We start from the raw sequence: 22,865 nt of genomic DNA, 5'->3' as shown, positions 1-22,865 counted from the left end.
CACGCGGCGTCATCGACGTGTGGACGTCAGGGCACGAGCGTGATCTTGCCCGGCGCATGCGCCTCGATGAGACGGTGCGCCTGCGGTGCGTCCGCGAGCGGAAGCTGCTCGCCGAGCTCGACCGAGAAGTGGCCCGCCGAGAGGAGCGCCAGAACGACGGGAATGGCCTCGGCCCGCCACGAGAGTTGCTGGTCGGTGAGCGGTTCGGGGGATCCGCCGGAGAATCCGCGGATGCCGAATCCCGCCGCATCCGCGCCGCGCACGATCGTTGCGATGCGCGAACGATCCTCGACCAGGGCGAGTGAGGCGGCGATGGCCTCGTCCGTTCCCGCCGCGTCGAACGCCGCGGTGTAGCCCTGGGGTGCGGCCTCGCGCAGGCGCTGTTCGAGTCCGTCGCCGTACGCGACCGGGATCGCGCCGAGTTCACGGAGCCGGTCGAAACGCGAGGGGGACGAGGTGGCGACGACCGTCGCGCCCCAGAGCACGGCGAACTGCACGGCGGCCTGACCGACGGCGCCCGAGCCCGCGTGGACGACGAGGGTGTCGCCGCTGCGCACGTCGAGCGAGCGCAGCGACTGGTAGGCGGTGCCGACGGGGATGCCGAGGGCGGCGCCGGTCGCGGCGTCCACCTGGGGAGGCCTCGGCTGGACCGACCCGACCTTGACGATCGCCTCTTCCGCGTAGAGGCCGCCGGCGGAGAAGATCACGACCGCATCCCCGACGCGGAAGCCTTCCACGCCTTCGCCCACAGCCGTCACCACGCCGGCGCCGTCGCTGCCGATGCGGCGGGGATGGGTCATCGGGACGGGGCCGCGCAGGCCCGCTCGCAGCTTCGCATCGATCGGGTTGACGCCCGCGGCTTCGATCCGCACCGCCACCTGGCCGGCGTCCGGGGAGGGGATCTCGACTTCGGTGAGGGCGAGGACGTCGGGGCCGCCGTGCTCGGAGTAGACGATCGCGTGTGTCATGGTGCTCGCCACTCTGCCCTGTGTCGAGCCTGGACGCAATGCGCCCCGTGGGGACCGGCGATCGACTCGCCGGTCCCCACGGGGCGGGGCACCGGGACTCAGCCGCAGGCGAGCGACGGGTACGGTGCCGTGAGGTTCGCGGTCGCACCCGCCTGGGTCACGGAGACCGTGGCCGTTCCCGCGGGCATCGCCCCGAGCCGTGTCGTGAAGGCGGTCGACGCGCTCTGGCCCGCCGCCACCGTGACGGTCTTCGCGCCGTACACGCTTGTGATGGTGGCCACAGCCGAGCTGTCACCGGTGTTGCTGACGGCGACCGAGATCACGGCCTTGCCCGCCAGGCATCGCGCGCTGGTCGTGGCCTGCACGGACACCGCGGGGGTGACGGTGACGGTGGCCTGCACCGGCATGCGCGAGTCGTCCTGTGCGATGCCGGCGACGGTGAACGTGCCCGCGGCGGCGTAGGCGGCGGGAGCGACGGCATCCCAGACGACGTCGACACTCTGCCGCGAGCCGTCCGCCTTCGTCAGGTGCGCCTGCGGCAGCGTGGGCGCGACCCCCGCCCGCGTCGTCACCGCGATCTCGTCGACCGAAGCGACCGCGATGTCGCTCGCGTAGGCCTCGAGCACGCGCTGATACTCGGAGCGCGTGATCGGGATGACCGTGCCGTGGCGCGGTTTGCCGCCGTCCGCGTTCTGGGGGAGCGACTGGCGCAGTTTCGCGCCGAGCGGCTGCCAGGCGTTCCCGTCCTCGAGGTTCGTGGTCCCGAACGGGACGTAGTGGTTGGGGCCGCCGTGGTAGTTGGGCTGATCGATGAACAGGAACCAGTCCAGGCCGTTCACATCATCCGCGTTGGCGGGGAAGATGTTGGCGCCCTCGCCGCTGGTGAACGTGCCGCCGGGCTCCCCGTTGGGCAGGCCGCTGGCGACCCGCTCCTTCACGAGCGTCCACTCGTCCGCCGGACCTGAGGTGCCCGGCAGGGTGCCCGTGATCGTCGCCAGCAGGTCGGTCGACTTCTCGTGGCGGATCGTCATACTCGCCTCGTCCTTGGTGAAGCGGTGGTAGACGCCGTCGACCTTCGCGACGGTGGAGTCGATGAGGCCGAGACCCGAACCCCGGCGCACGTCGCTCCAGATCCGCGGTTCGGAGAAGGTCACGAAGTCATCCGTCGTCGCGTACATCATCCGGTTGTAGGTGACGGCCGTGCGATCGGCGGCGTTCGTGGTCGGGTAGAGGTTCGACGCCCAGAAGACGACGAACGTGTCCAGCTCCTCGTCCCAATATGCCTCCGGCGCCCAGGTGTTTCCGGCGTAGTCGCTCGAGACCTTCACATGACGCTGCTCGGACCAGTTCACCAGGTCGTCGGACTCCCAGACCTCGATGTAGCGCGAGCCGGAGATCTGCGCCGTCGTGAATCCGCCGGCCAGGCCGTCGATCTTCAGATCCGTCGCGATCATGTAGAACTTGTCGCCCTCGGGCGCGCGGATGATGAAGGGATCGCGCAGTCCCTCGGTGCCGACGGTGGAGGTGAACACCGGCTGTCCGTCGTTCAGGGTGTTCCAGCTGAGCGCGTCGTTGCCCTTGGATGCGGCGATGCTCACCCGCTCGGCGCCCTGGCCCTCACCCGTGAAGAAGGTCCAGAAGTACGCCTCGGTCTCCTCGTCGCCTGCGGGCAGCGGTTGGATACGGGCGGAGAAGGTGCGACTGGCGGTCGACGTTCCGTGGGCGGCCACCGCGGTCAGCTCGACGACGATCTCGGGGGAGCCGGCCGCGGGTCGTGTCACGTCCACCGTGCGCGAGTCGTCGCGCACGCCCGCCCGCAGCGCGGCGGACGCCGCGTGCGCCGCGTCCACCGTCCACGTGATCGTGGACCCTTGTGCGCCGATGGCGGGGACGGAGAAGTTGGTGCGGACGTCGTCGAGGTTCGCGATCTGGATCGCCGCCAGGTCTGCCGCCACGCGTTCGGCGTCGGAGAGCAGCTGCGGCACCCGCACCGGATAGGTCTGGATGCGGGTGGCGCCGCCGACGGCGAAGGTGGCGGTCAGTGTGACATCGGCGTCGCCCGAGCCCGCGGCGGGGCGGGTGACGGCCGCGGTGCCGCCGGTGACGGCGATGGCCGGGTTGTTCGATCCCCAGCTCACGGTGACGCCGGCGCTCGTGGTGGGGACGGCGAAGTCGGCTTCCGCGGTCGCGGGGACCGTGACGGCGGCGACCGCGCGGTCGAGAGCCTCGCCGCTGTAGAGCGCCAGGACGTCGGCGTCGCTGAGCGCCTGCCCGTAGATCGCGAAGTCGTCGACCAGCCCGCTCCAGCTCGCGTCGTTGTAGGTCGAGCGGCCGAGGACCGCGACGAGGCTCGAGCCGAACGCGGCGACGTCGCGGGCGATCGCGGTCTGCGAGATGCGCGTTCCGTTCACGTAGACGCGCAGCTGACCCGTGGTGCCGTCGATGACCGTCGTGTACAGGCTGAGGCCGGCGGGCGTGCGGATGCCGGACGTCGCGGCATTGGTGGCACCGGGGCCGACCTCGGTGGTCCACGGCGACCCGGGGGAGACCGCGTTGGTGACGACCGACTTGACGTAGCCGTTCGGATTGGCGGGATTGAGCAGCCAGTATCCCGACGAGTAGGAGTTCCCGGATGCGACGGGGGCGCCGATGAAGGCGGCCGCGGTGTTGCCGGCGCCCGAGCGCGGCGAGAGCCAGGTCGAGATCGTCAGGTCCTTCTTGCCGACGAGACCGGCCGTGGGGATGTCGAGGTAGGCGGCGGTGCCGCGGGACCCACCGGGCAGCGAGAGGCTGCCGTCGGCGACGGCACCCCCGCTCTGCTGCAGGGTCGCGTCGAACCCGTTGCCGCTCGCATCCGGGATCGTCGTGCCCGTGGCGCTGTCGAAGGTGTAGTGCAGCAGCGGCGCGGGCGTCGCGGCCTGGGCGGCGGTCGGGACGACCGCGCCGGCGACGGCGAGCGCGAGCGCGGTCCACACCGCTCCGCCTCTGGTCAGCATTCGGGATCTGTGGCGCGTGCTCACGCGGAGGCTCCTCGCTCTCATCGAAGGGCGAGACGCGGCGGAGCGTGCGCGGGGACGTCACGGTCCCCGCGGCGATCGGTTGAGCGTCGTCGCGCAATCGTGTGCCGCGGATGCGGCGGGCAGTCATTGTTACCGAGAACATTCTCGGTCAGGGATCACCGTATTGGCTGCGCGGAGACGTTGTCAACGTCGTGCTGCGTGTCGGGGGCATCGCTCACGCGGCGGGGCGCTCGAGGCGAGATCAGCCGCGCAGGGTCTTGAGGATGCGCTGAGCGGACACGGGCTCGGCTGTTCCCCACCGTTGCGCGAACAGACTGACGCGGTACTCCTCGAGCAGCCACCGGGCATGCACGAGGGACGCGGGCGCGGTGTCGGCGGGCGGGATCGTGCCGCCGGCCTCCGTGTACGCGGCGGCGGAGCGCTCGTACTCGGTGAGCCGTTGCCGATCCCGTCCCGGCTGGTCGGCCAGCTGCGTCAGTCGTTCGGCGACCGCCGCCAGGTAGCGAGGCAGGTGAGCAAGGCGCTCCGTCCCTGTCCGCGAGACGAAACCGGGGTAGACGAGGCCATCCAGCTGGGCGCGGATGTCCCCGAGGGCTCCGAGCAGCGTCAGCGAGTTCTGCCGCTTCATGGCGCGCTCGATCTCCCGCAGGGACAGCAGGATCCGGGCGACGAGGCTCGTCGCCCGGAACAGCTCATCCGTGACCGCGGCGCTGAACGCGTCCCTGAGGCCCTCGAAGCCGGCGCGATCGCGCACGATTCCGTCCGGGGCGATGCGGGTGATGACCGCATCCGCGACCGCGACGCGCGCGTCCTCGACGAGGCCCTTGGCGGAGGGGTAGGGCGAGGCGGCGAGCGCGAGCTTCTCGTTGGCGGTGAGGTGGTCGAGCACATACGAGACGGGGGAGGGCACCGCCTGGAGGACGAGACGGCGGATGCCTGCGCGCGTCGCCCGGGCTGCAGACTCCGGGGTGGCCTCGATGCGCAGCGACACACTCGCGCCGTCATCGATGATCGCGGGGTAGCCGCGGACGACACCGCCCGCCACGCGCGTGTCGACCTGCGCGGCGAGCGTGCCGAAGTCCCAGTCGGTCAGCCCCGTGCGTTCCGCGAAACCGGCGGCGGTCGCGGTGACGCGCGCACCGGGTGTGCCGGGTGCGGCGACGACACCGGGGGCGGCGGGGCCGCGGCGCAGCGAGCGTGCGACGGAGGAACGGGCGCGATCGGCGAAACGCTCCTGCAGGGCGACCAGGTCGCGGCCGGAGCCGGCCGCACGGCCACGCTCGTCGACCGCGCGGAACGAGATCAGCAGGTGGTCGGGCACGCGGTCCATCTCGAAGTCGGACGCGCTCACCGGCTGGTTGGCGACCCGCTGGATGCGGGTGGCGAGGGCGTCGCGAAGAGGGAGCGGCGGAAGACCCGCGTGATCCTCGGGACCCGAGCCGTTCAGCTCCTCGGCGAAGCGCGCCGCCCAATCCGCCGCCGGAACGACGTGGCGCCGGATGGCCTTCGGCAGCGCCCGCAGGAGCGCCGTGATGAGTTCGTCGCGCATGCCCGGCACCTGCCAGTCGAACCCGCGCGGCGACAGCTGGGCCAGCAGCGCGAGCGGCACGACCGCGGTCACGCCGTCGTCGGCGGCCCCCGGTTCGAACCGGTACGCGAGCGAGAGCACTTGGTCGCCCTGAGCCCATCGGGTCGGGAAGGCGCGTTCGTCCGCGCGCTCCGCGCCCTCCAGCAGGTCGGCCTCGCTCAGATCGAGCAGGCGGGGGGTGCGACCGACGGCGTCCTTCCACCAGGACTCGAACGAGCGGGCGTCGAACACGTCGGCGGGGATACGGGCGTCGTAGAACGCGTAGACCGCCTCGTCTCCGGCCAGGATGTCGCGGCGGCGCTCGCGCTCCTCGACCTTCTCCAGGCGTCGGCGCAGCTCGAGGTTGCGGCGCGCGAAGGCTGTGAGGGGCTTGCCCAGGCGCGAGGGATCCCACTCCTCGTCGACGAGCGCATGGCGCACGAACATCTCCCGCGCCAGCGGCCGGTCGAAGCGGGCGAGCTGCACGCGCCGTCGCGGGATGATCTCGACGCCGAACAGGGTGACCTTCTCGTACGCCGTGGCGGCGCCGGCATCCTTCGACCAGTGCGGCTCGCTGAGCTGCCGTTTGGCGAGATCGCCCGCGAGGGGCTCGGCCCAGGCCGGATCGATCGCCGCGACCGTGCGGGCGAAGAGGCGGCTCGTCTCGACGAGCTCCGCGGCCATGACGGCGGTCGGCCGCTTCTTTCGCAGGCCGGATCCGGGAAACAGCGAGAAGCGCGTGCCGCGGGCCCCGCGATACTCCGCGCGCGTCCCCTTGCCCTCTCGGCCCTTCTCGCGCTCGTCGAGGATGCCGATGTGCGAGAGCAGCCCGGACAGCAGAGCGCGATGCACCGCGGCGGGGTCCGCAGCGCCGGGCGCCCGCTCGGCATCGCGACGAAGGCCCAGTAGCTGCGAGAGCTGGCGGTGCACGTCGAACCACTCCCGCACGCGCACGTAGTTGAGCATCTCCGCCCGGCACAGCCGGCGGAAGGCGCTCGAACCGAGCTCGTCCTGCTGCTCACGCAGGTGGTTCCAGAGGTTCAGGAGAGTCAGGAAGTCGCTCGTGGGATCGACGAATCGCGCGTGCAGTCGATCGGCTTCCTCGCGGCGCTCCTCGGGACGCTCGCGGACGTCCTGGATCGACATGCCGGCAACGATCGCGAGCACGTCCGGCAGCACGTCGGTGCGCCGCGCCTCGACGAGCATGCGCGCGAAGCGCGGGTCGATCGGCAGCCGGGAGATCTCCCGCCCGAGCTGCGTGAGCGCGGACCCCTGCCGACTCTGGCGGACGGCCTGCAGCTCGACGAGCAGGTCGAACGCCGACTGGACGCCCCGGGAGTCGGGAGGGGTGAGGAAGGGGAAGGCGGAGATGTCGCCGAATCCGAGAGCGAGCATCTGCAGGATGACGGCGGCGAGAGAGGTGCGCAGGATCTCCGGCTCGGTGAAGACGGGGCGGCGCTCGAAATCGCCCTCCCCGTACAGGCGGATCGCGATGCCCGGCGCCGTTCTTCCGGCACGGCCGGACCGCTGCTGCGCGGAGGCCTGCGAGATGGCCTCGATCGGCAGCCGCTGCACCTTCGATCGGTTGCTGTAGCGGGAGATGCGGGCGGTTCCGGTGTCGATCACGTAGCGGATGCCGGGAACCGTCAGGCTCGTCTCGGCGACGTTCGTGGCGAGGATCACCCGACGTCGCACTCCCGCGACGCGAGATCGCTCGAACACGCGATGCTGCTCGGCCGCGGACAGCCGGCCGTAGAGGGGCAGCACCTCGGTGGGCGCCGTGGCCGAGGCGTAGGCGGCGCGCACCGCATCCGCCGCGTCGCGGATCTCCGCCTCGCCGGGAAGGAAGACGAGGACGTCGCCCGGTGCCTCGGTGTCCAGCTCGCGGAGCGCCTGGACGATGGCGCTCACCTCGTCCTCGGTCTCGGGAGCGGGGACGACGGCCTCCTCGGTCTCGTCGTCGGCCTCCGGGACGAGCGGCCGATACCGGATCTCGACGGGGTAGGTGCGGCCCGACACCTCCACGACGGGAGCGGGAACACCGTCGGCGTCGGCGAAGTGGCGCGCGAAGCTCTCGGGATCGATCGTGGCGGAGGTCACGATGACCTTCAGATCCGGTCGCTCGGGCAGGATGCGGCGGAGGTACCCCAGCAGGAAGTCGATGTTGAGGGAGCGCTCGTGGGCCTCGTCGATGATGATCGTGTCGTAGCGGCGCAGAAGCCGGTCGCGGTGGATCTCGTTGAGCAGGATGCCGTCGGTGACCAGGGCGACGCGCGTGTCGGCGGAGACCTTGTCGGTGAAGCGCACCTTGTAGCCGACCGTGGAGCCGAGCGGGACCTGCAGTTCTTCGGCGATGCGCTCGGCGATCGTCCGCGCCGCGATGCGTCGCGGCTGCGTGTGCGCGATACGGGTGCGCCCGAGTTCCAGGCAGATCTTCGGCAGCTGCGTCGTCTTGCCGGAGCCCGTCGCGCCGGCGACGATCACGACCTGGTGGTCCTCGATGGCGCGCGCGATCTCCTCCCGGGCCGCGCTGACGGGCAGCTCGGGAGGGAAGGAGATGACGGGTTCCGGCGTTGACACAGCCTTCGATGCTAACCCGAGCCGGGGCTCAGATGCTCAGCAGCGTCGCGAGGCCGACGATCGAGCCCACGAACACGAACGCCGAGACACCCGCGAGCACCGTGAGACGGGTGCGGGTGGCGCGGCGCCGGGCGATCCGGGCCGCGAGCCCACCGTCGCCGATGTCGACGACCGGGGATGCGGCGGCGGTCGCCGGCGCGGACGTGATCGTCGGCGTGCGGATCGCATACCGCTCGCGTGCGGGCGTGCGATCGGTTTCGGCATCGGGCGCGAACGAGGTGGTCTGCCTCGCGGCACCCCGGCGTGCGCGCGTGAGACGCGGCGAGGCGCCCGCCGTCGTCCCGCGCGGCGACAGGCTCGTCGCGTCGTCCGCTACGGCGTCGCGCGCACGTAGCACGGTGTCGTCCGCGTCCGCATCCGTCGGGCGGTCGCGGCGGCGCAGCAACGTCGCGTCCTGCGGCTCGTCGCGGGGACGCAGGACCGTGTCGTCCTCGTCGAGCGGGTCAACGGACGCGGGTGAGCGGGGGGTGAGGATCGTGTGCTCGTCCTCGTCCTCGTCCTCCGCATGAGGGGCTGGGGTCGGCAGCGAACGGGCGACCACCACGGTCGCATCCGTCGGCGGAGTGGGCCGGCGCACCAGAAGGGTGCCGTCCTCAGGCTCATCGGAGGGGGGCGCTTCTTCGGGCGACGGAGCCTGGTCCTCGGCCGGACGCCGCACCAGCGCGGTGCGGTCGTCCACGTCCGCCGCCGTGACCGTCGCTGCGGTCGGCGAACGGTCGACGATCACGGTCTCGTCGACGGGCGGAGCCGGCGTCTCGCGCGACACGATGGCGGTGGCGTCGGCCGCCTCCGCGGCAGCGGACGCGGCGCGTCGGTCGCGTCGGCTCACGAGCTGGGTGCTGTCTTCGGGCTGGTCGGTCGCACCGGGCTCGCGTCGTGAGAGGCGGGTGCTGTCGTCTGGCTCGGTCATGCGTCCCCCACGAAGCGGATGCGGGCACCGCCGGCGAGCTCCGCACTGGCGCCCTCGCGTACTTCGATCGCGCGGTCCGGCACGAGCAACCGCGCGACGCCGTCCGCGTCGATGACGGCCGTCCCGCCGGGCGTCGCGAGATCCTCGATCTGCACGCGGGTACCGTCGGTCCAGATCTTCACATGCGCACGGGAGACGTCGCGTGAGACGTCGCCGAGCGCCACCAGGGTCGGGAGGTCATCGCCTTCGACGCGGGAGCTGCGCGGCCCGCGGCCGACCAGCATCGTGCCGTGGATCGGCACGATGTCCCCGCCGGGCAGCTCGATGGCGCGCGGGGCCCGCGGGGTGCGCGGAGCGGGTTTCGGAGCGAGCGCGCTCGAACTCGTCACGACGGTCTCGTCGTCGGCGGGATCGGATGCGGCAGGTCGCGGTGCACGGGGTGCGGCGGCGGGAGGTCTGGCGGCGGGAGGGACCGGAGGGCGCGCCACGGCGGGACGCCCGCGGAGCATGACGCCCGCAGCCGTCGTCGGCCCGACCCGCACGGGACGCTCCGGCGTCGGCCCCAGATCGAACAGCTTCGGTTCCGCGTCCGGGGCGCCGGCCCAGGCGCGCACGACGGATGCCGCCTCCACCTCGCGCCAGGTGTGGGCACCGACGCCGTCCACGCGCCACACCCGGCGGGAACGGTCTTCGAAACGGAGCACGAACTCGCCGCGAACGAAAGCGGTCAGTCGGTCGTCGTCCAGCGCGACCACGGCGAAGGCCGGCACCGCGGCGATGCCGTCGGCGAGCAGGGCGTCCAGGATCTCGGGTGTTCCGGGCATCGTGCCCGTCGACAGGACGCGTCGCGCAGCGGCGACCGCGGCGTCGCCCCCGACGATCACCGCGAGCGTGTCCGTGGCGATCGCGGGCAGAGGCCCTTCGAACCAGGTCCGCTCAGCCACGGATCGGCCGTTCTCGTCGCGAGGTGATGGTGTCCACCTCGATCGACTGCACCGCCGCCTGCTCGCTCGTCGCGAAGCCGCCCGTCACCTCGTCGGCGCGGGGAGCGAGCCCTCCTGAGCGCACATCCACCACGACGGCGCTGATGTTGTCGCGTCCGCCGCGGGCGAGTGCCTGGTCCACGAGCGCGTAGGCGGTCTGCTCGGCGGAGCCGCCGAGGCTGAGCCCGGCCAGCACGGCCTCGTCGCTCAGATCGTTGGACAGACCGTCCGAGCACAGCAGCATGCGCTCACCGGTCACGATGGGGGAGAGCCAGTAGTCGGCGGGGCTCTGGCTGTCGCCCACGGCGCGGGTGATGACGTTGCGTCCCGGATACGTGGACATCTCGGAGCGGCTGATCTTTCCCGCATCCACCAGCTCCTGCACGACAGAGTGATCGACCGTGAGCTGCTCGAGGGAGCTGCCGACCAGCCGGTACACCCGCGAGTCGCCGATGTTCACGACGAGCCACGCGTGCGATCCGTTCTGCACCACGGCGACCAGGGCGGCGAGGGTGGAGCCGGCGCCGCGTGCGTGGCGCCCCGCGACCTGAGACACCGCGGCGTGGGCGGACTCGACGGCGGTGACCACTTCCTCCGGCTGCACGTCGTCGCGACCGACGAGGTGGCGGAACGCATCCACGACCGCGGCACTGGCCAGATCACCCGCCTCGTGGCCTCCCATGCCGTCGGCGACGAGGAACACGGGGTACTGCGCGAGCACCGCATCCTCGTTCAGCTTGCGTACGCGGCCGACGTCGGAGCGCGCTCCGGCCATGACGACGATCCCGGTCATGGTCGTCCCCTTCCATCTCGCGACGCAGCCTCGCGCAATCCGCGTGCGAATGAGCGTAGCGACAGCCGAGCCTTCCAGCGCGCCCACAGGCCGCCTGTGGACGCGAAACGCTGTCGTTCCTGGTCGATGAGCTCCCAGAACCGTGCGGATTCCTCTTCGGTGGTGGTTCCCGGAGCGAACACCGCCCGGTCGGCGAGCGCCGCGAGAGTCGCAGGATCAGCGGTTTCCGCGTCGCCGACGGCGGTCGCGGTCTCCGACCGGGTCGCGGCGGGAGGGATGCGGTGGCCGTGGTCCACGGCGGTGTCGAGGTACTCCTCCCAGCCCCCGACGACCCGGTCGACCGGGTCCGCAGACGAGCGCCGGGCCCGTCGACGCATGATCTTCGCCGCGAGCACCGCGATGGCGGGCATCAGCAGGATCAGCAGCGCGAAGATCGCGATGCCGGAGATGCGCAGAGTGGCCCACAGCCACGCGAGGTCCACCGGATCCGTCGGCTCGTCGCTCTGCGGCGGTGAGGCGTCGGCGGGGTCCGCCTCGGGAGGAAGGACGGTGTCGGCCTGCTCCGGCTCGACCGGGGTCATGTTCTGCGGGTCGCGACGCTGCTGGACGTCGGGCGAGAGCGGCACGCGGTGCTGCGGTGTCGTGTCGATGGCCGTCCAGGAGCCGTCCGCGTCGCGCACCTCGATCCACGCCGCCAGGTCGCCGCTCGTGCACGTGCCGTCTTCGCACACCGCCAGATCCGCGTCGTCGCTGCTCAGGCGGGTGCCGAGCACGACCCGGGCAGGGAAGCCGAGGTGATCCGCGATCAGGGCCCCAGCCACGGCGAACTGCTCGTCGTCTCCCGCGGCGGCGACCAGCAGGGAGTCATCGGTACCGCCGGTCTCGTTCTGCTTCTTGAGCAGCTGGGTGAACAGATCGCCGATGCGGTCGGTGGAGTGCCCGCTGCGGCTGGGTTCGAACGTGTAGTCGCCGAGCTTCTGCGCCCATGCCGGGACGGCGCCGGGATCGAACGCCAGCGCGTGCGAGAGGAGCCCGCGCGCCCGCAGGCGCGAGATCAGCTCGACCAGGCCCGCGCCGCCCGAGGGCGCGTCCTGCGCGCTCACCCATTCCTCGAGCGACTCGGGGACGAAAGCCGGGTCGAACGTACCGGAACGGGAAGGGGTCAGCGTCCCGGGGTCGCGAGGAGCGTCTGCGACCACCCCGGTCTGCGTGTAGCTGACGCCGGAGGCGAGCCCCGGGTCCGACAGCTCCACGCCCGTGGCGGAGTCCGGGTTGTAGAAGAAGCCGTCAGAGAGCGCGGCCCGCGTCGATCCCGAGAAGTCGATCGAGGTGAGATCGCCCACGGCGGGCACCCAGATGCCCGTGTAGTCGCCGATCGTGAACGTGGCGGAGGCGCGGTCGCCCGTGTCGGCGGGCAGGGAAGCGGGAACCCGTCGGAACTCCGTGCTGTCGGAACGGTCGCCGGTCTGGGGGTCGGTGGCCCGCATGACCCGGCCGTCGTAGTAGCTGAGAGTCGCCAGACGTACGCGATCCACGCCCGAGTCGGCGGCGACCGTGAACAGCACATCGTCGAACCGTTCGTCGGAGAAGGCGGCGCGGTAGTCGGCGAGGGGGCTCAGCGTCTGACGCACCTTCAACACCGGGTCGACCGCCGTGCGCAGCACGTCGCGGGAGGAACCCGCCACTGCCCAGGGCGCGAGCGCGAGTCCCAGGGTGAGGGCGATGACGAGCATTCCGGCGGCGAGGGCGATGCGACTGCCGAGGGTGCGCGCGACACGGACGGAGGAGCGCACGCCGCTCGCCGAGCGCGCGACGCGCAGGGCGACCCGACGCGTGTGGACGTTGCGCCACACGTACCAGGCGAAGCCCGTGAGCAGCGCGCCGAGCCCGACCGTCGCCTCCCAGACGCCATCCAGTTCCCACGGCCCGATGCGCCACGAGCCGTCTACGGCGCTCGATCCGAACAGCACGCCGAACGCGGTGATCAACAGCGCGAGCGGCGCCGCGAGCACCCAGAGCCTGCCGGCGCGCAGCGCCAGCAGCAGAGCCAGGGTGCCGAGAGCGAGCATCAGGAAGAAGGGGAGCGCGAGGGTCGCTTGGTACACCCCGAGCGGCAACTCGAGCGTCAACAGGTTCTTCCACCCCGTGACGGGTGCGCTCACGACGCCCCAGACGCCCGGCAGGATCGTCGCCGGGTCGGTGATCATCGTCGGCGCGGCGACCGGAACGCCGACGACGACGTACGCGCCCGCGGTGATGAGGGCGAGCTGCCACCAGCGCAACGGGCGCCAGACGGCGAGCAGGGCGATCCCGGTGGAGAGCACGATCGCCACCGCGGCGGCGAGCACGAACCAGCCGCTGCGGTAGATCGCCCACGCGGATGCGGCGCCGATCGCCAGAAGGGCGTCGACGAAGGCGATGTTGCCGATCAGGAACGCGGTGTCGCGTTCGGTGCGGCGGGGGCGGCGTGCGCGGGCGCGCGCGTCGGGGGCGCTCATGACTGGGCACTCCGAGCGAGGATGTGACGGAGGTCCTCGAGCAGACCCATCGTCACGATCGAGGCGCCGCCGATGGTGCGGAAGCCGGGCTCCGCCGAGGGGTCGCAGACGATGGCGGCCACGCCCGTGTCGGCGGGGAAGGCGAGGGCGGCGTGCTGCAGCATCCGCAGCGTCGGGGTGGATCCGCAGATCAGGAACCCGATGGAGACGTCGCGGTGCGCCTCCACCGCCAGGCTCGCGACATCGCGGAGTCCGGTGATGCGCTCGGCCTTCTCCACACCGGCGAGCTCGTCGAGCAGGGTGCGCGCCGTGATGGTGGCGAGGTCCCGGGAGGAGCGCACGGCCCGGCGGGCGAACTCCGGCACCTCGCCGCCGACGACGACGGAGACGTCGCGTCCGTCGCGGATGCCGCGCACACCCAGCGAGGCGGCGGCGCTGACGGCGAGCTCGAACTCCTCGTCGTCGGCGTAGTCCTCTTCGCCCGTCGCCAGCACGATCACCATCCGTGAGCGGCGGGACTCCTCGTACTGGCGCACCATGAGGGTCCCGGTCTTCGCCGTGGACTTCCAGTGGATCTGGCGCTGCGAGTCGCCGGGGGCGTACTCCCGGATCGCGTGGAACGAGATGTCGGCGTCCACGACGAGGGAGGAGGGGTTGCCTTCGAGGTCCTTGATGAACCCGGTCGCGGTGCTCGGGATCGCGGTCGTCACGGGGTGGACGTAGAGCGTGTGGATGTCCTCCCACACGACCTCGCGGCGCAGGATGCCGAGCGGGTCGCCGCGGACGGCGCGGGCGGGTCCGATGTCGAGCACACCGCGGCGCAGCCCCGGGATCGTCAGCACCTCGTCATGCGCGGCCTCGTGGCGCAGCAGCGGGATCGCGACGTCGACGAGGCCCTCGCCGACGGGCACGTCGACCCGACCGGGCAGGGCGACGCCCTTGCCGACGTTGACGACGCGCAGGGAGAGCGCGACCTCGCTGCCGGCGACCACCCGATCGTGCGCGAGGCCGAGGCTCACGCGGTAGGCGCGCGCACCGAACAGGAACGGTGCCGCGCACAGGACGAGAACGGCGGCGACGGCGCCGGCCAGGACGAACTCGATCCACCCGAACACGATGCCCAGGCTCAGACCGAGCGCGGCGGCTCCGATGAGCAGCCACCCTCCCGCGGTGACCGTGTCGCCGACAGCGCGGGCGCTGCGGGCCACGGCTCGTCGTACGCGCCGCCAGAAGCGGATGCCGCCCACGACGATGACGGTCGTGGAACGCGACGTGTCGTAGCGCGTGCGCGTGCTCCCGGCGGTCGACGTCGAGGTGGACGTCGAGCCGATCCGGGTGATGCGGGAGGAGGAATCGGTCACGCGGACTCGCGCTGCGTCGGGGGAGCGACGTCGAGCATGACCTGACCGATCACCGCGCCGGCGGTTACGCCGTCGAACTCCGCCTCGGGGTCGAGGATGAGACGGTGGGCCAGCACCGGCTCGGCCAGAGCCTTGACGTCGTCGGGGGTCACATAGCCGCGGCCGTGCGCCAGAGCCCAGGTGCGCGCGGCGCGGGTGAGTGCCAGTGCACCGCGCACGCTGACGCCCAGGCGCACCTGCGCGGCTTGGCGGGTAGCTTCGACGACGCGCGCGATGTAGTCCAGCACGAGCGGGTTCAGGTAGGCGTCCTGCGCGATCTGGCTGAGCGTCTGCACGGCCTCGGGCGTGATGACGGGGCCCACCTCGCGCTTGCCGGCGGCGCTGCCCTCCAGGATCCGCACGGTGGCGGCGTGGTCGGGGTAGCCCAGCGACGTCTTCATCAGGAACCGGTCGAGCTGCGCCTCGGGCAGGCGGTAGGTCCCGGCCTGCTCGACGGGGTTCTGGGTCGCGACCACGAGGAACGGGCTTCCCACGCGCCGCGAGACGCCGTCGACGGTGACCTGGCCCTCCTCCATGACCTCCAGCAGCGCCGACTGGGTCTTGGGGCTGGCGCGGTTGATCTCGTCGGCAAGGACGATGTTGGCGAAGATCGGGCCCGAGTGGAACTCGAACTCGCCGCGCTTCTGGTCGTACACCGTGATGCCGGTGACGTCGCCGGGAAGCAGGTCGGGCGTGAACTGGATGCGGGAGCTCGTGCCCTGCACGCTCTCGCCCATCGCGCGCGCCAGCGAGGTCTTTCCGGTGCCGGGGAAGTCCTCCAGCAGCAGGTGCCCCTGCGAGACGAGCGCGGTGAAGGCGAGCTCGATGACGTGGCGCTTGCCGAGCACCACCTGCTCGACGTTCTCCACGAGGGCGGAGAACGTCTCCTGGAACCAAGCGGTCTGTTCTGGGGTGACGGTCATCGATTCAGCCTCCGGAGCCGGTGTTGGTGGGATTGGGGGCGGGGTTCGGATCGGTGCAGTCTGCGGTCACCGAGAACGAGTCGGTGCCGTACTGCGCACCGCCCGACGTGTTCCAGACGAAGTTAATTCTCGCTTCGACGCGCTCGGCGCCCGCGGGAACGAGGCGGGGGTTGTCGGGGTCGGAATCCACCGTCGTCCAGCCGATCCCGAGTGCACCGCGCTTGCTGTACTTGATGTTGTCGATCGTTGCCGACCCCAGCGAGGTGGGGGACTGGTTGAAACCGAAGCCCAGCTGCGACCCGACCTTGCAGGACGTGACGGCGGGCCCGCTGACCTCGGTCTGCACCGCACGCGTCGCGTCCGCCGGTTTCGCGGCCGTGGCCGGCGTGCAGCGCTCGTTGTTGGAGCCGCGCAGGCAGTACTTCGCCGTGATGTCGCTTTCCTGCCCTGCAGCAGCCGGGAAGCCGGAGATGACCGGCGACGAGTCATAGTCGTTGCTGGGACGCGGCGAGACCGACAGGCCGTTCTGCGGGATGAAGTAGCGCACTCCGCTCGAGGAGCTGTCCTTGGTGATCGAGTACGTCACTGATTCCGGACCGGAGCTCGGCTGCTCCCAGGCCCAGCCCGTGGCGGTGGCGCTCTTCGCGGCTCCGAACCCGTTGCTGACGCAGGCTCCGACCGTGTACTGCTGGTTCTGTTGCAGGCCGCTGATCGTGGTCGAGGTGGACGTCTGGCCATTGACCCTGGCCTGCAGGTTCTGGCCGTTGTTGTCCACGTCGCAGGAGAAGTCGCCGAAGCCCGCACGATAGGCGACGTAGATGATCTCGCGGCCGCGGTTGCTCCCGTTCATGTCGACGTTGGGCCCGGTCACGACGAGCGCGTTCTTCTGCTCCGCCGCGATCCCGACGCCGTCCGTGCGGGGCAGACCCGCCACCTGCACGCCCACGTTCTTGGTCTGACCCACAGATCCGCTGCCGTCCGGGGCCGAGTTCGCACTGTTGGCCGTGACGGTGATGGTCGCCTGCCCGACCGGCAGCGTGACGGTCAGTTCGGTCGTGTCGCCGCCCGAGCGCGGCACATCCCCGTTCGCTCCCGTGACGGAGTACGTGCGCACCTCGGGATCGACGTTCTGGATGCGGATCTTCACCGCGCCCGCGTCGCCCGTCGTGCGCTGTCGGTCGTAGATCGGATCGGCGGTGACGTTGCCGACCGCCGGCTGACGGTAGGCCCACGCCTGGACGGTGACCCCGGTCCGGGACTCGCCGACGGAGTTGAACGCGCGGGCCTCGTAGGTGCGGCGATCGCCGTTGCTGGCGACCTGGAAGGGCTCGCACACTCCGGCGGCGGAGCACGTGGTGACCTGCTGGCCGCCCTGCAGGATGTGGAAGCCCTGCAGCGCGGGGTAGGCGTTGCCCGCGGCCCCCGGCTCGACCCGCAGGGTGATCGTGCGGTCGCCGAAGCCGATCTGGGTGACGTTGTTGGGAGCCTTCGGATACCCCTGGAGATCCAGTGTGACCTGACCGTTGCGGTCGCCCGCCGACTGGCGCCCCTGGGCGTCCTCGACGGTGAAGCCGACCGTGCAGCGCGTGCCGTCGGCATCCGGCGACCAGTTCGCCTGGATCGCGGTGGAGCTGGCGACGCCGAAGGAGACGCCGGCGCAGCTTCCGCCGGAGGCGCCGCCGACGGCGACGAGCTTGAGGGGCGTGCCGGGGAGTGGGTTGATCTCGCCGCCCTGACCGATGACGTTGATCGTGCAGCCGTTGCCGGAGGACTGCGAGCACGACTGGGTGAGCGTCGCGCCCTTCGGCAGCGTCGAGGGGGCAGGACCCACCTGGAGCGCCAGGGTAGCGGGGCGCACGTCGCGGTGGCTCGGCAGGGTGACGGTGACCGGCTCCTGCCGACCCGGGCGTGCCGCATCCCGCGCGGTCACGGTCACCTGCGATCCAGAGGTCTGCACCGTGAACTGATCGCCCGCGTACGAGGTGGCGTACTGCAGCGCGCCCCAGTCCTCCGTGCCCGCCCACGAGGTCATGTCGCGCAGCTCGAACGTCGCGGAGGAACCCGGGCTGACCGTGAGCGACGCCGCGCGCAGCTCGGGCTGCGGGTCTTCGGCGATGACGTCGACGCGGATCGTCAGGTACGTGTAGGTGTCCTGACCGACCAAGCGCACCGGCACCGTGCAGCTGTCGGTCCACGGCGCCCCGGCCCCCGCGGAGTAGCGGACGGTCGTCCCGGAGGTGAGCGCGCAGGTGGCCTGTGCTCGGCCACCGCCCGCGGCGACGCGGGACGCGTCGATCTCGATGTCGGCGCCCGGGGGCAGCGCCACGGCGCGCGCGAGGTCCACATCCACTGTGCCGCGCTCATCGACCTGCACAGAGGCGGCCGACGCGCGCAGGGTCAGCTGCAGATCGTTCGTCCCCGGCACCTTGAGGAAGCCGTAGGAGGTCACTTCGCTGCCGTCGAAGGCGGTGCCGGTCACCTGGAACGGGATGAGCTCGGTCTTGTCGGGCAGGCGGCCCGAGATCTTGCGGCCGTCGACCGAGATCCCGTCGGGGTCGCCCCAGAGCGAGAGCTTCAGCGAGGAGACGTCGCCGGCGTTCCAGGAGACCTTGCCCGTGAGCACGTCGACGCCGTCGGGGAAGTCCTCGCGCGTCTCGACGGTCAGCGTGGTGTCGCGCACGGCGGGGTAGTCGGGCACGGGGTCGCGCACGACCTTCAGCACGATGAGGCCGATGGCGGTATCGCCCTGCGCGTTTCGCACCGTGTACGCGAACGAGTAGGTGCCGAGCTGCGTGCCGGCCTTCAGGCGCACCTGGTTGTCCTGGACGCCCTGCATCATGGCGTCCATCGCGCGGTACTCCTCGGAGCCCACATCCGCGTTGGGTCGCACATCGATGACCTCGAGCGTCGTGCCCGAAGGGTCGAGGTCGTTGTCCGCGGGACGCACGACGGCCTCGGAGTCCGCGCCCGCCTGCACCTGCACGTAGTCGCTGTAGGTCACCGGTGCGGGGCTCGACTCCGCGTCCAGCACGCCGACGCGCACCTCGCCGACGCCGACGGCGCCGAGGGTGTCTCGCACCTGGTACGTGAAGGAGACCTGGCCCTTGTCGCCGGGCGAGCTCGTGTAGAGGATGGCGTCGCCCTCGGCGGAGATCGTCGCCGAGCCGCGGTCGGGCTGCGCCGAGATGCGGTCCAGTGTCACGGCATCCCCGTCGGGATCGACGGCGAAGCGGTCGAACGGGATCGACACGGTGGCGCCGCTCAGCACGCGCCCGACGAGTGTGTGGGGCACCGGGGCGGAGTTCGAGTCCTCGGGCAGGACGGTGACGGTCACCTTGGCGGTGTCGGTCATGTCCGGGAAGCCCATGCGGTAGATCGTGTAGCCGAGCGTGTAGGTGCCGGGCTCGCTGGGCGCGAGATAGCGCAGCAGGCGGCCCGTGGCGAAGGCGAGGCCGGTGTTCGACTCGTTCGTGATGGTCGAGGGGTCGATGGCGAACTGCGCGCCGGCCGGGGCCGTGTCGTTGTCGAGGACCGGAATGTCGATCTGCGCGCCGGCGCGCACGGTGGCCGCGTCGTCGACGGCGATCGGGGGCTCAGCCGTCGGCGCGGGCAGCAGCACGACCGTGGTCTCACCGGTCGTGGTCGTGTAGCCGTTGCCCGTACCGTCCGACACCGTGTACGTGACCACGCCGAGCGTTCCCGGCTGCGCGTTATCGGTGGAGCCCGCGACACGCAGCATGCTCTGGCCGACGAGGTCCACGCTCAGCGACGCGCTGGCGTCGGGGGTGACGACGACGTCGCTGGCCAGAAGCACGAGACCTGCAGGATTCGAGACCGGCGAGATCACGTCGATGGTCGAGTCCTCGCCGGGGCGCACGAAGGCCGTGAGCGGCGGCGTGGAGATCTGCGTGGCGGCGGGATCGACGACGGTCACCCTGACGGTCCCGGTCGCCTCGGCGAGCGCGTCGGCGACGGTGTACTGCACCAGATAGGAGCCGGGGGCGGTGGCGGAGAAGACGAAGGTGCCGGCGACACTGTTGACGGTGATCTGAGCCGCGGCGTCCGTGATCGAGTTGGCGCTGCGCATCGTGATGGCACCGTTCACCCCGGTCACGTGCGGTCGCACATCGATCGTGGTGGGAGCGCCGATCGTGCCCACGGCGGCGAACGAGGCGGCCGTCAGCTGGGGGCTCGGGGTGATCGCGATCTCGAGAGGCTTCTCCGTCGACAGCCCCTGCGCGTCGGTGACCGTGACGAGGATCGTCACCGACTGGGCGTCGGCCTGGTTCGGGTTCGGGTGCTGGAAGGTGATGGTTCCCTGCGGGTCGAGGGCGACCGAGCCGATGCCGCTCTGGTTCACCGCCGAAGAGATGTAGAGCGGATCGCCGTCAGGGTCGACCCAGCCCTCGAGCACGTTCACCGAGACGGTGCCGCCGGGCACGACCTGCGGCGACGGCCAGGTCGCGAGACAGGCTTCCACACCGCACCACACCGGCGCGCTGTTCGCCCCGGGCGGAGACACGGTCAGTGTCACGGTCGCCGGTTGCGACGTGAGCCCGTCTGTGGTCGTGCCGTCGGTGATGCGGTACCGGAACGTCGCCGATCCGCTCGCCTCCGGGGACAGGCGCACGACGAGCTCCTGCTGCTCGTTGGAAACGGAGACCGTTCCGAACGCGGGATCGAGTCCCTCGACGGATGCGGCCACGATGCTCAGCACGTCCTCGTTCGGATCGTGGTCGTTGAGCAGAACGGGCAGCACGGCGCTGCGCCCGGCGCGCACCCCGAACGCGTCGTCGACGGCGACGGGCGGCTTCGGATCGATCACACGCTCGGCCTGGATGTCCTCCTGCTGCTGCGTCGGAACGTCCTGATCGGAATCCCACTGCTGCGAGGACGGCACGAGGGCGCCGTTCGGAAGCGTCCAGACCCAGCCGGAGCGGGTCTCGTTCAAGATCATGCGCGAGCCGTTGCTGAGGAACTCCGGCGCGACCTCGTCGCCGAGCGAGCCTCCGGCGTAGTCCAGATCGCTCGGTCCCGCATCCGATGACCACAGCGTTCCCTGCGCCTGGCTGTTGGGCAGCCAGGCCGCGTACATCACGCCCTTCGCCTCGGCCGGGGCTGCGGGGGTGCCCTGCGCGGCGTCGACGACGCGCTCGGGACCCGAGCCGTCGATGGGAACGGAGACGAGCCCGGTCGTGTCGGCGATGTAGACCTGGTCGCGCGCCGTGCCCGACTTCTGCAGGACTCCGCCGATCGTCCCGGTCTCGAGGGGCTGATCCCGCCCGCGCATCCAGAGCAGACCCGAGTCGGGCTCGAGGAGCGCCCAGGTCGTACCCACGGCGCTCAGCGTCGCGGATGCCGGGGCGTCGGACACCGTGTCCGAGCCCTCGATCTTGCCGGTACGGGCGTCGGCGCGCACCACGCGCTCCTCGGCGGAGGAGTAGGCGTAGACGATGCCGTCCACCCCGACCGCGACGCTGTCGGCGACGAAGACGGGTCGTTCCTCGCCCTCTGCGACCTGCGTCCCGGCGTACGGGTCGACGGGTACGGTGCTGCTCGGAGAGGCGAGCGAGCCGGCGAAGACAGCCCCGTTGTCGGTGCGATAGGCGATCGTGTCGCCCGTGGAGACGACGTCGACCGTGCCCGGAGGAGTGTTCTGGAACGCGTCCTCCGCGTCGGCGTTGAGATCGGCCGGCATGGCCATGTCCACGTCCGCGAAGCGGGTGTCGCCCTCGGCATAGACCAGCAGGCGGTCAGCGTTCTGCACGAGCGCGCTGGGGTTCTCCACCTGCTTGACGGTGTCGATCTCGCCGACGGTCGTGTTCACGCGGGCGTATCGCCGACCTTCGCCGGACTGCATCGCCCAGATCGTGCCGTCGTCGGGCGGCGTCTGCTGGGCGTCGAAACCGGGCCACACCACGGCGAGCGTCGTCACGATGGCGAGCACGGCCGCGACGGAGCCGCCGATGATCCAGCCGCGGCGATCGGCGAGCGGGGTGCGGGGGGCCTCGGCCATCTCAGGCTCCTCCGAGGACGAGGACGGTCACCAGGACGGCTGCCGCCGCGACGAGGGCGGCGCCACCCACGAGCAGAGCGATCATCCCGCCGGACAACCCTCGCCCGCGCGGCGATGCGCCGGCGAGGACCGTGCCCTCGTCCGGACGGCGACCGCCGCGGTCGCGTGAGCGCACCGGCCGGCGCGACTCGTACTGGACGTTCGGGCGCACCGGGCCGCGAGCCCGATCATCGGCGAAGTTCACCGGGGTGCCGGCGGAGGCCCACTCGTCCACGGCGACCTCCATCGGCGTGTGCGGCAGGCCGAGCTCGTGCTGGATGAGCTGCAGCTCGTACGCGAACTGGGCGGCCGAGGGATGGCGGCCGGCGGGGTCGCGGTTCATCGAGCGCGACAGCACAGCCTCGAGGCTCGCGGGGACGTCGGCCCGGCCGATGGGGGTGTAGGCGGCGCGACGGATGCGGGCCTTCAGCTGATCGCGGCCGTTCTGGCCGCTGCCGGGGCGCTCGAAGGGGCTGCGGCCCGCCAGCAGCGAGTAAACGGTGGCCCCCAGTGCCCAGACCTCGGCGGGGACGGAGCCGGCGATGCGCTCGTCGATGATCTCGGGCGCGCTCCACGGCACGGACATGGCGAACACCTCGTCATCGCCGCGCCCGCCCACGGCGGTGGCGATGCCGAAGTCGGCGAGGACGGGAGCACCGAAGGCGGTCACCAACAGGTTGGAGGGTTTGATGTCGCGGTGGAGCAGACCCGAGCGGTGCGCCGTCTCCAGCGCGGAGCCGATCCGGATGCCCGCCTGGAGCACCTCCGCCAGCGGGATCTCCTCGCGCCGATAGCGCGAGCCGAGGGATCCGGGGCAGTACTCCATCACCAGGTAGGGCCGCCCGTCGGAGGAGATGCTCGCCTGGTAGATCGTGAGGATGGACGGATGCGCGCTCAAGCGTGCCATCACGTCGGCCTCCGCGTTGAACATACGCAGCAGCCCGTCGTCGACGATGTCCTCGAGGAGGACCTTGACGGCGACCGGGCGGCGCGGCATGTCCTGCTCGAACAGGAAGACGTCGGCGAAACCGCCCGTGCCGAGAGGACGGACGTAGGTGAAGCCGGGAAGAACGGGCGGTGCCGCGGGCAGTCTCTGCGCCACCGGCGT

11 protein-coding genes are annotated in these 22,865 nt (G+C 71.4%); all 11 read right to left on the bottom strand.

The genetic code is table 11. The features are described from left to right. Positions 1-26: 26 nt before the first annotated feature. Complete coding sequence (locus EHF32_RS07305) at positions 27-968, bottom strand: quinone oxidoreductase family protein (RefSeq protein ID WP_137417566.1); 942 nt, start codon at positions 966-968, stop codon at positions 27-29. A gap of 98 nt (positions 969-1,066) precedes the next feature. Next, positions 1,067-3,964, bottom strand: a complete 2,898-nt coding sequence (locus EHF32_RS07300) for an immunoglobulin-like domain-containing protein (protein ID WP_161594069.1) — start codon at positions 3,962-3,964, stop codon at positions 1,067-1,069. Between the two features lie 265 nt (positions 3,965-4,229). Next, the gene (gene hrpA / locus EHF32_RS07295; RefSeq protein WP_137417564.1) at positions 4,230-8,135 is read right to left on the bottom strand and encodes an ATP-dependent RNA helicase HrpA; all 3,906 of its coding nucleotides are present in this window, start codon (positions 8,133-8,135) and stop codon (positions 4,230-4,232) included. 28 nt (positions 8,136-8,163) lie between these two features. Continuing rightward, positions 8,164-9,105, bottom strand: a complete 942-nt coding sequence (locus tag EHF32_RS07290) for a hypothetical protein (protein WP_137417563.1) — start codon at positions 9,103-9,105, stop codon at positions 8,164-8,166. Next, positions 9,102-10,049: a hypothetical protein gene (locus EHF32_RS07285; RefSeq protein WP_137417562.1), complete on the bottom strand. Its 948-nt coding sequence runs from the start codon at positions 10,047-10,049 to the stop codon at positions 9,102-9,104. Before EHF32_RS07285 ends, EHF32_RS07290 begins: the two co-directional genes overlap by 4 nt. Beyond that, a complete protein-coding gene (locus EHF32_RS07280; protein ID WP_137417561.1) occupies positions 10,042-10,881 on the bottom strand; it encodes a PP2C family protein-serine/threonine phosphatase in 840 nt (279 codons plus the stop codon). The genes EHF32_RS07285 and EHF32_RS07280 overlap by 8 nt, the downstream gene beginning before the upstream one ends. After that, the gene (locus tag EHF32_RS07275) at positions 10,878-13,379 is read right to left on the bottom strand and encodes a transglutaminase domain-containing protein (protein WP_137417560.1); all 2,502 of its coding nucleotides are present in this window, start codon (positions 13,377-13,379) and stop codon (positions 10,878-10,880) included. Before EHF32_RS07275 ends, EHF32_RS07280 begins: the two co-directional genes overlap by 4 nt. Next, positions 13,376-14,740, bottom strand: a complete 1,365-nt coding sequence (locus tag EHF32_RS07270; protein WP_137417559.1) for a DUF58 domain-containing protein — start codon at positions 14,738-14,740, stop codon at positions 13,376-13,378. The genes EHF32_RS07275 and EHF32_RS07270 overlap by 4 nt, the downstream gene beginning before the upstream one ends. Further along, a complete protein-coding gene (locus EHF32_RS07265) occupies positions 14,737-15,702 on the bottom strand; it encodes an AAA family ATPase (protein ID WP_137417558.1) in 966 nt (321 codons plus the stop codon). Before EHF32_RS07265 ends, EHF32_RS07270 begins: the two co-directional genes overlap by 4 nt. Positions 15,703-15,706: 4 nt before the next feature. Beyond that, positions 15,707-21,718 carry an Ig-like domain-containing protein gene (locus EHF32_RS07260; protein WP_137417557.1) on the bottom strand — a complete coding sequence of 2,004 codons (6,012 nt, stop codon included), beginning with the start codon at positions 21,716-21,718 and terminating at the stop codon, positions 15,707-15,709. Position 21,719: 1 nt separating this feature from the next. Continuing rightward, the gene (locus tag EHF32_RS07255; RefSeq protein WP_238343823.1) at positions 21,720-22,859 is read right to left on the bottom strand and encodes a serine/threonine-protein kinase; all 1,140 of its coding nucleotides are present in this window, start codon (positions 22,857-22,859) and stop codon (positions 21,720-21,722) included. Positions 22,860-22,865: the final 6 nt, after the last annotated feature.

Source organism: Microbacterium sp. RG1 (assembly GCF_005347485.1).
GTDB classification, from domain to species: domain Bacteria; phylum Actinomycetota; class Actinomycetes; order Actinomycetales; family Microbacteriaceae; genus Microbacterium; species Microbacterium binotii_A.
The sequence above is the reverse complement of the archived record's forward strand: the minus strand, read 5'-3'. Positions and strand labels throughout refer to the sequence as shown.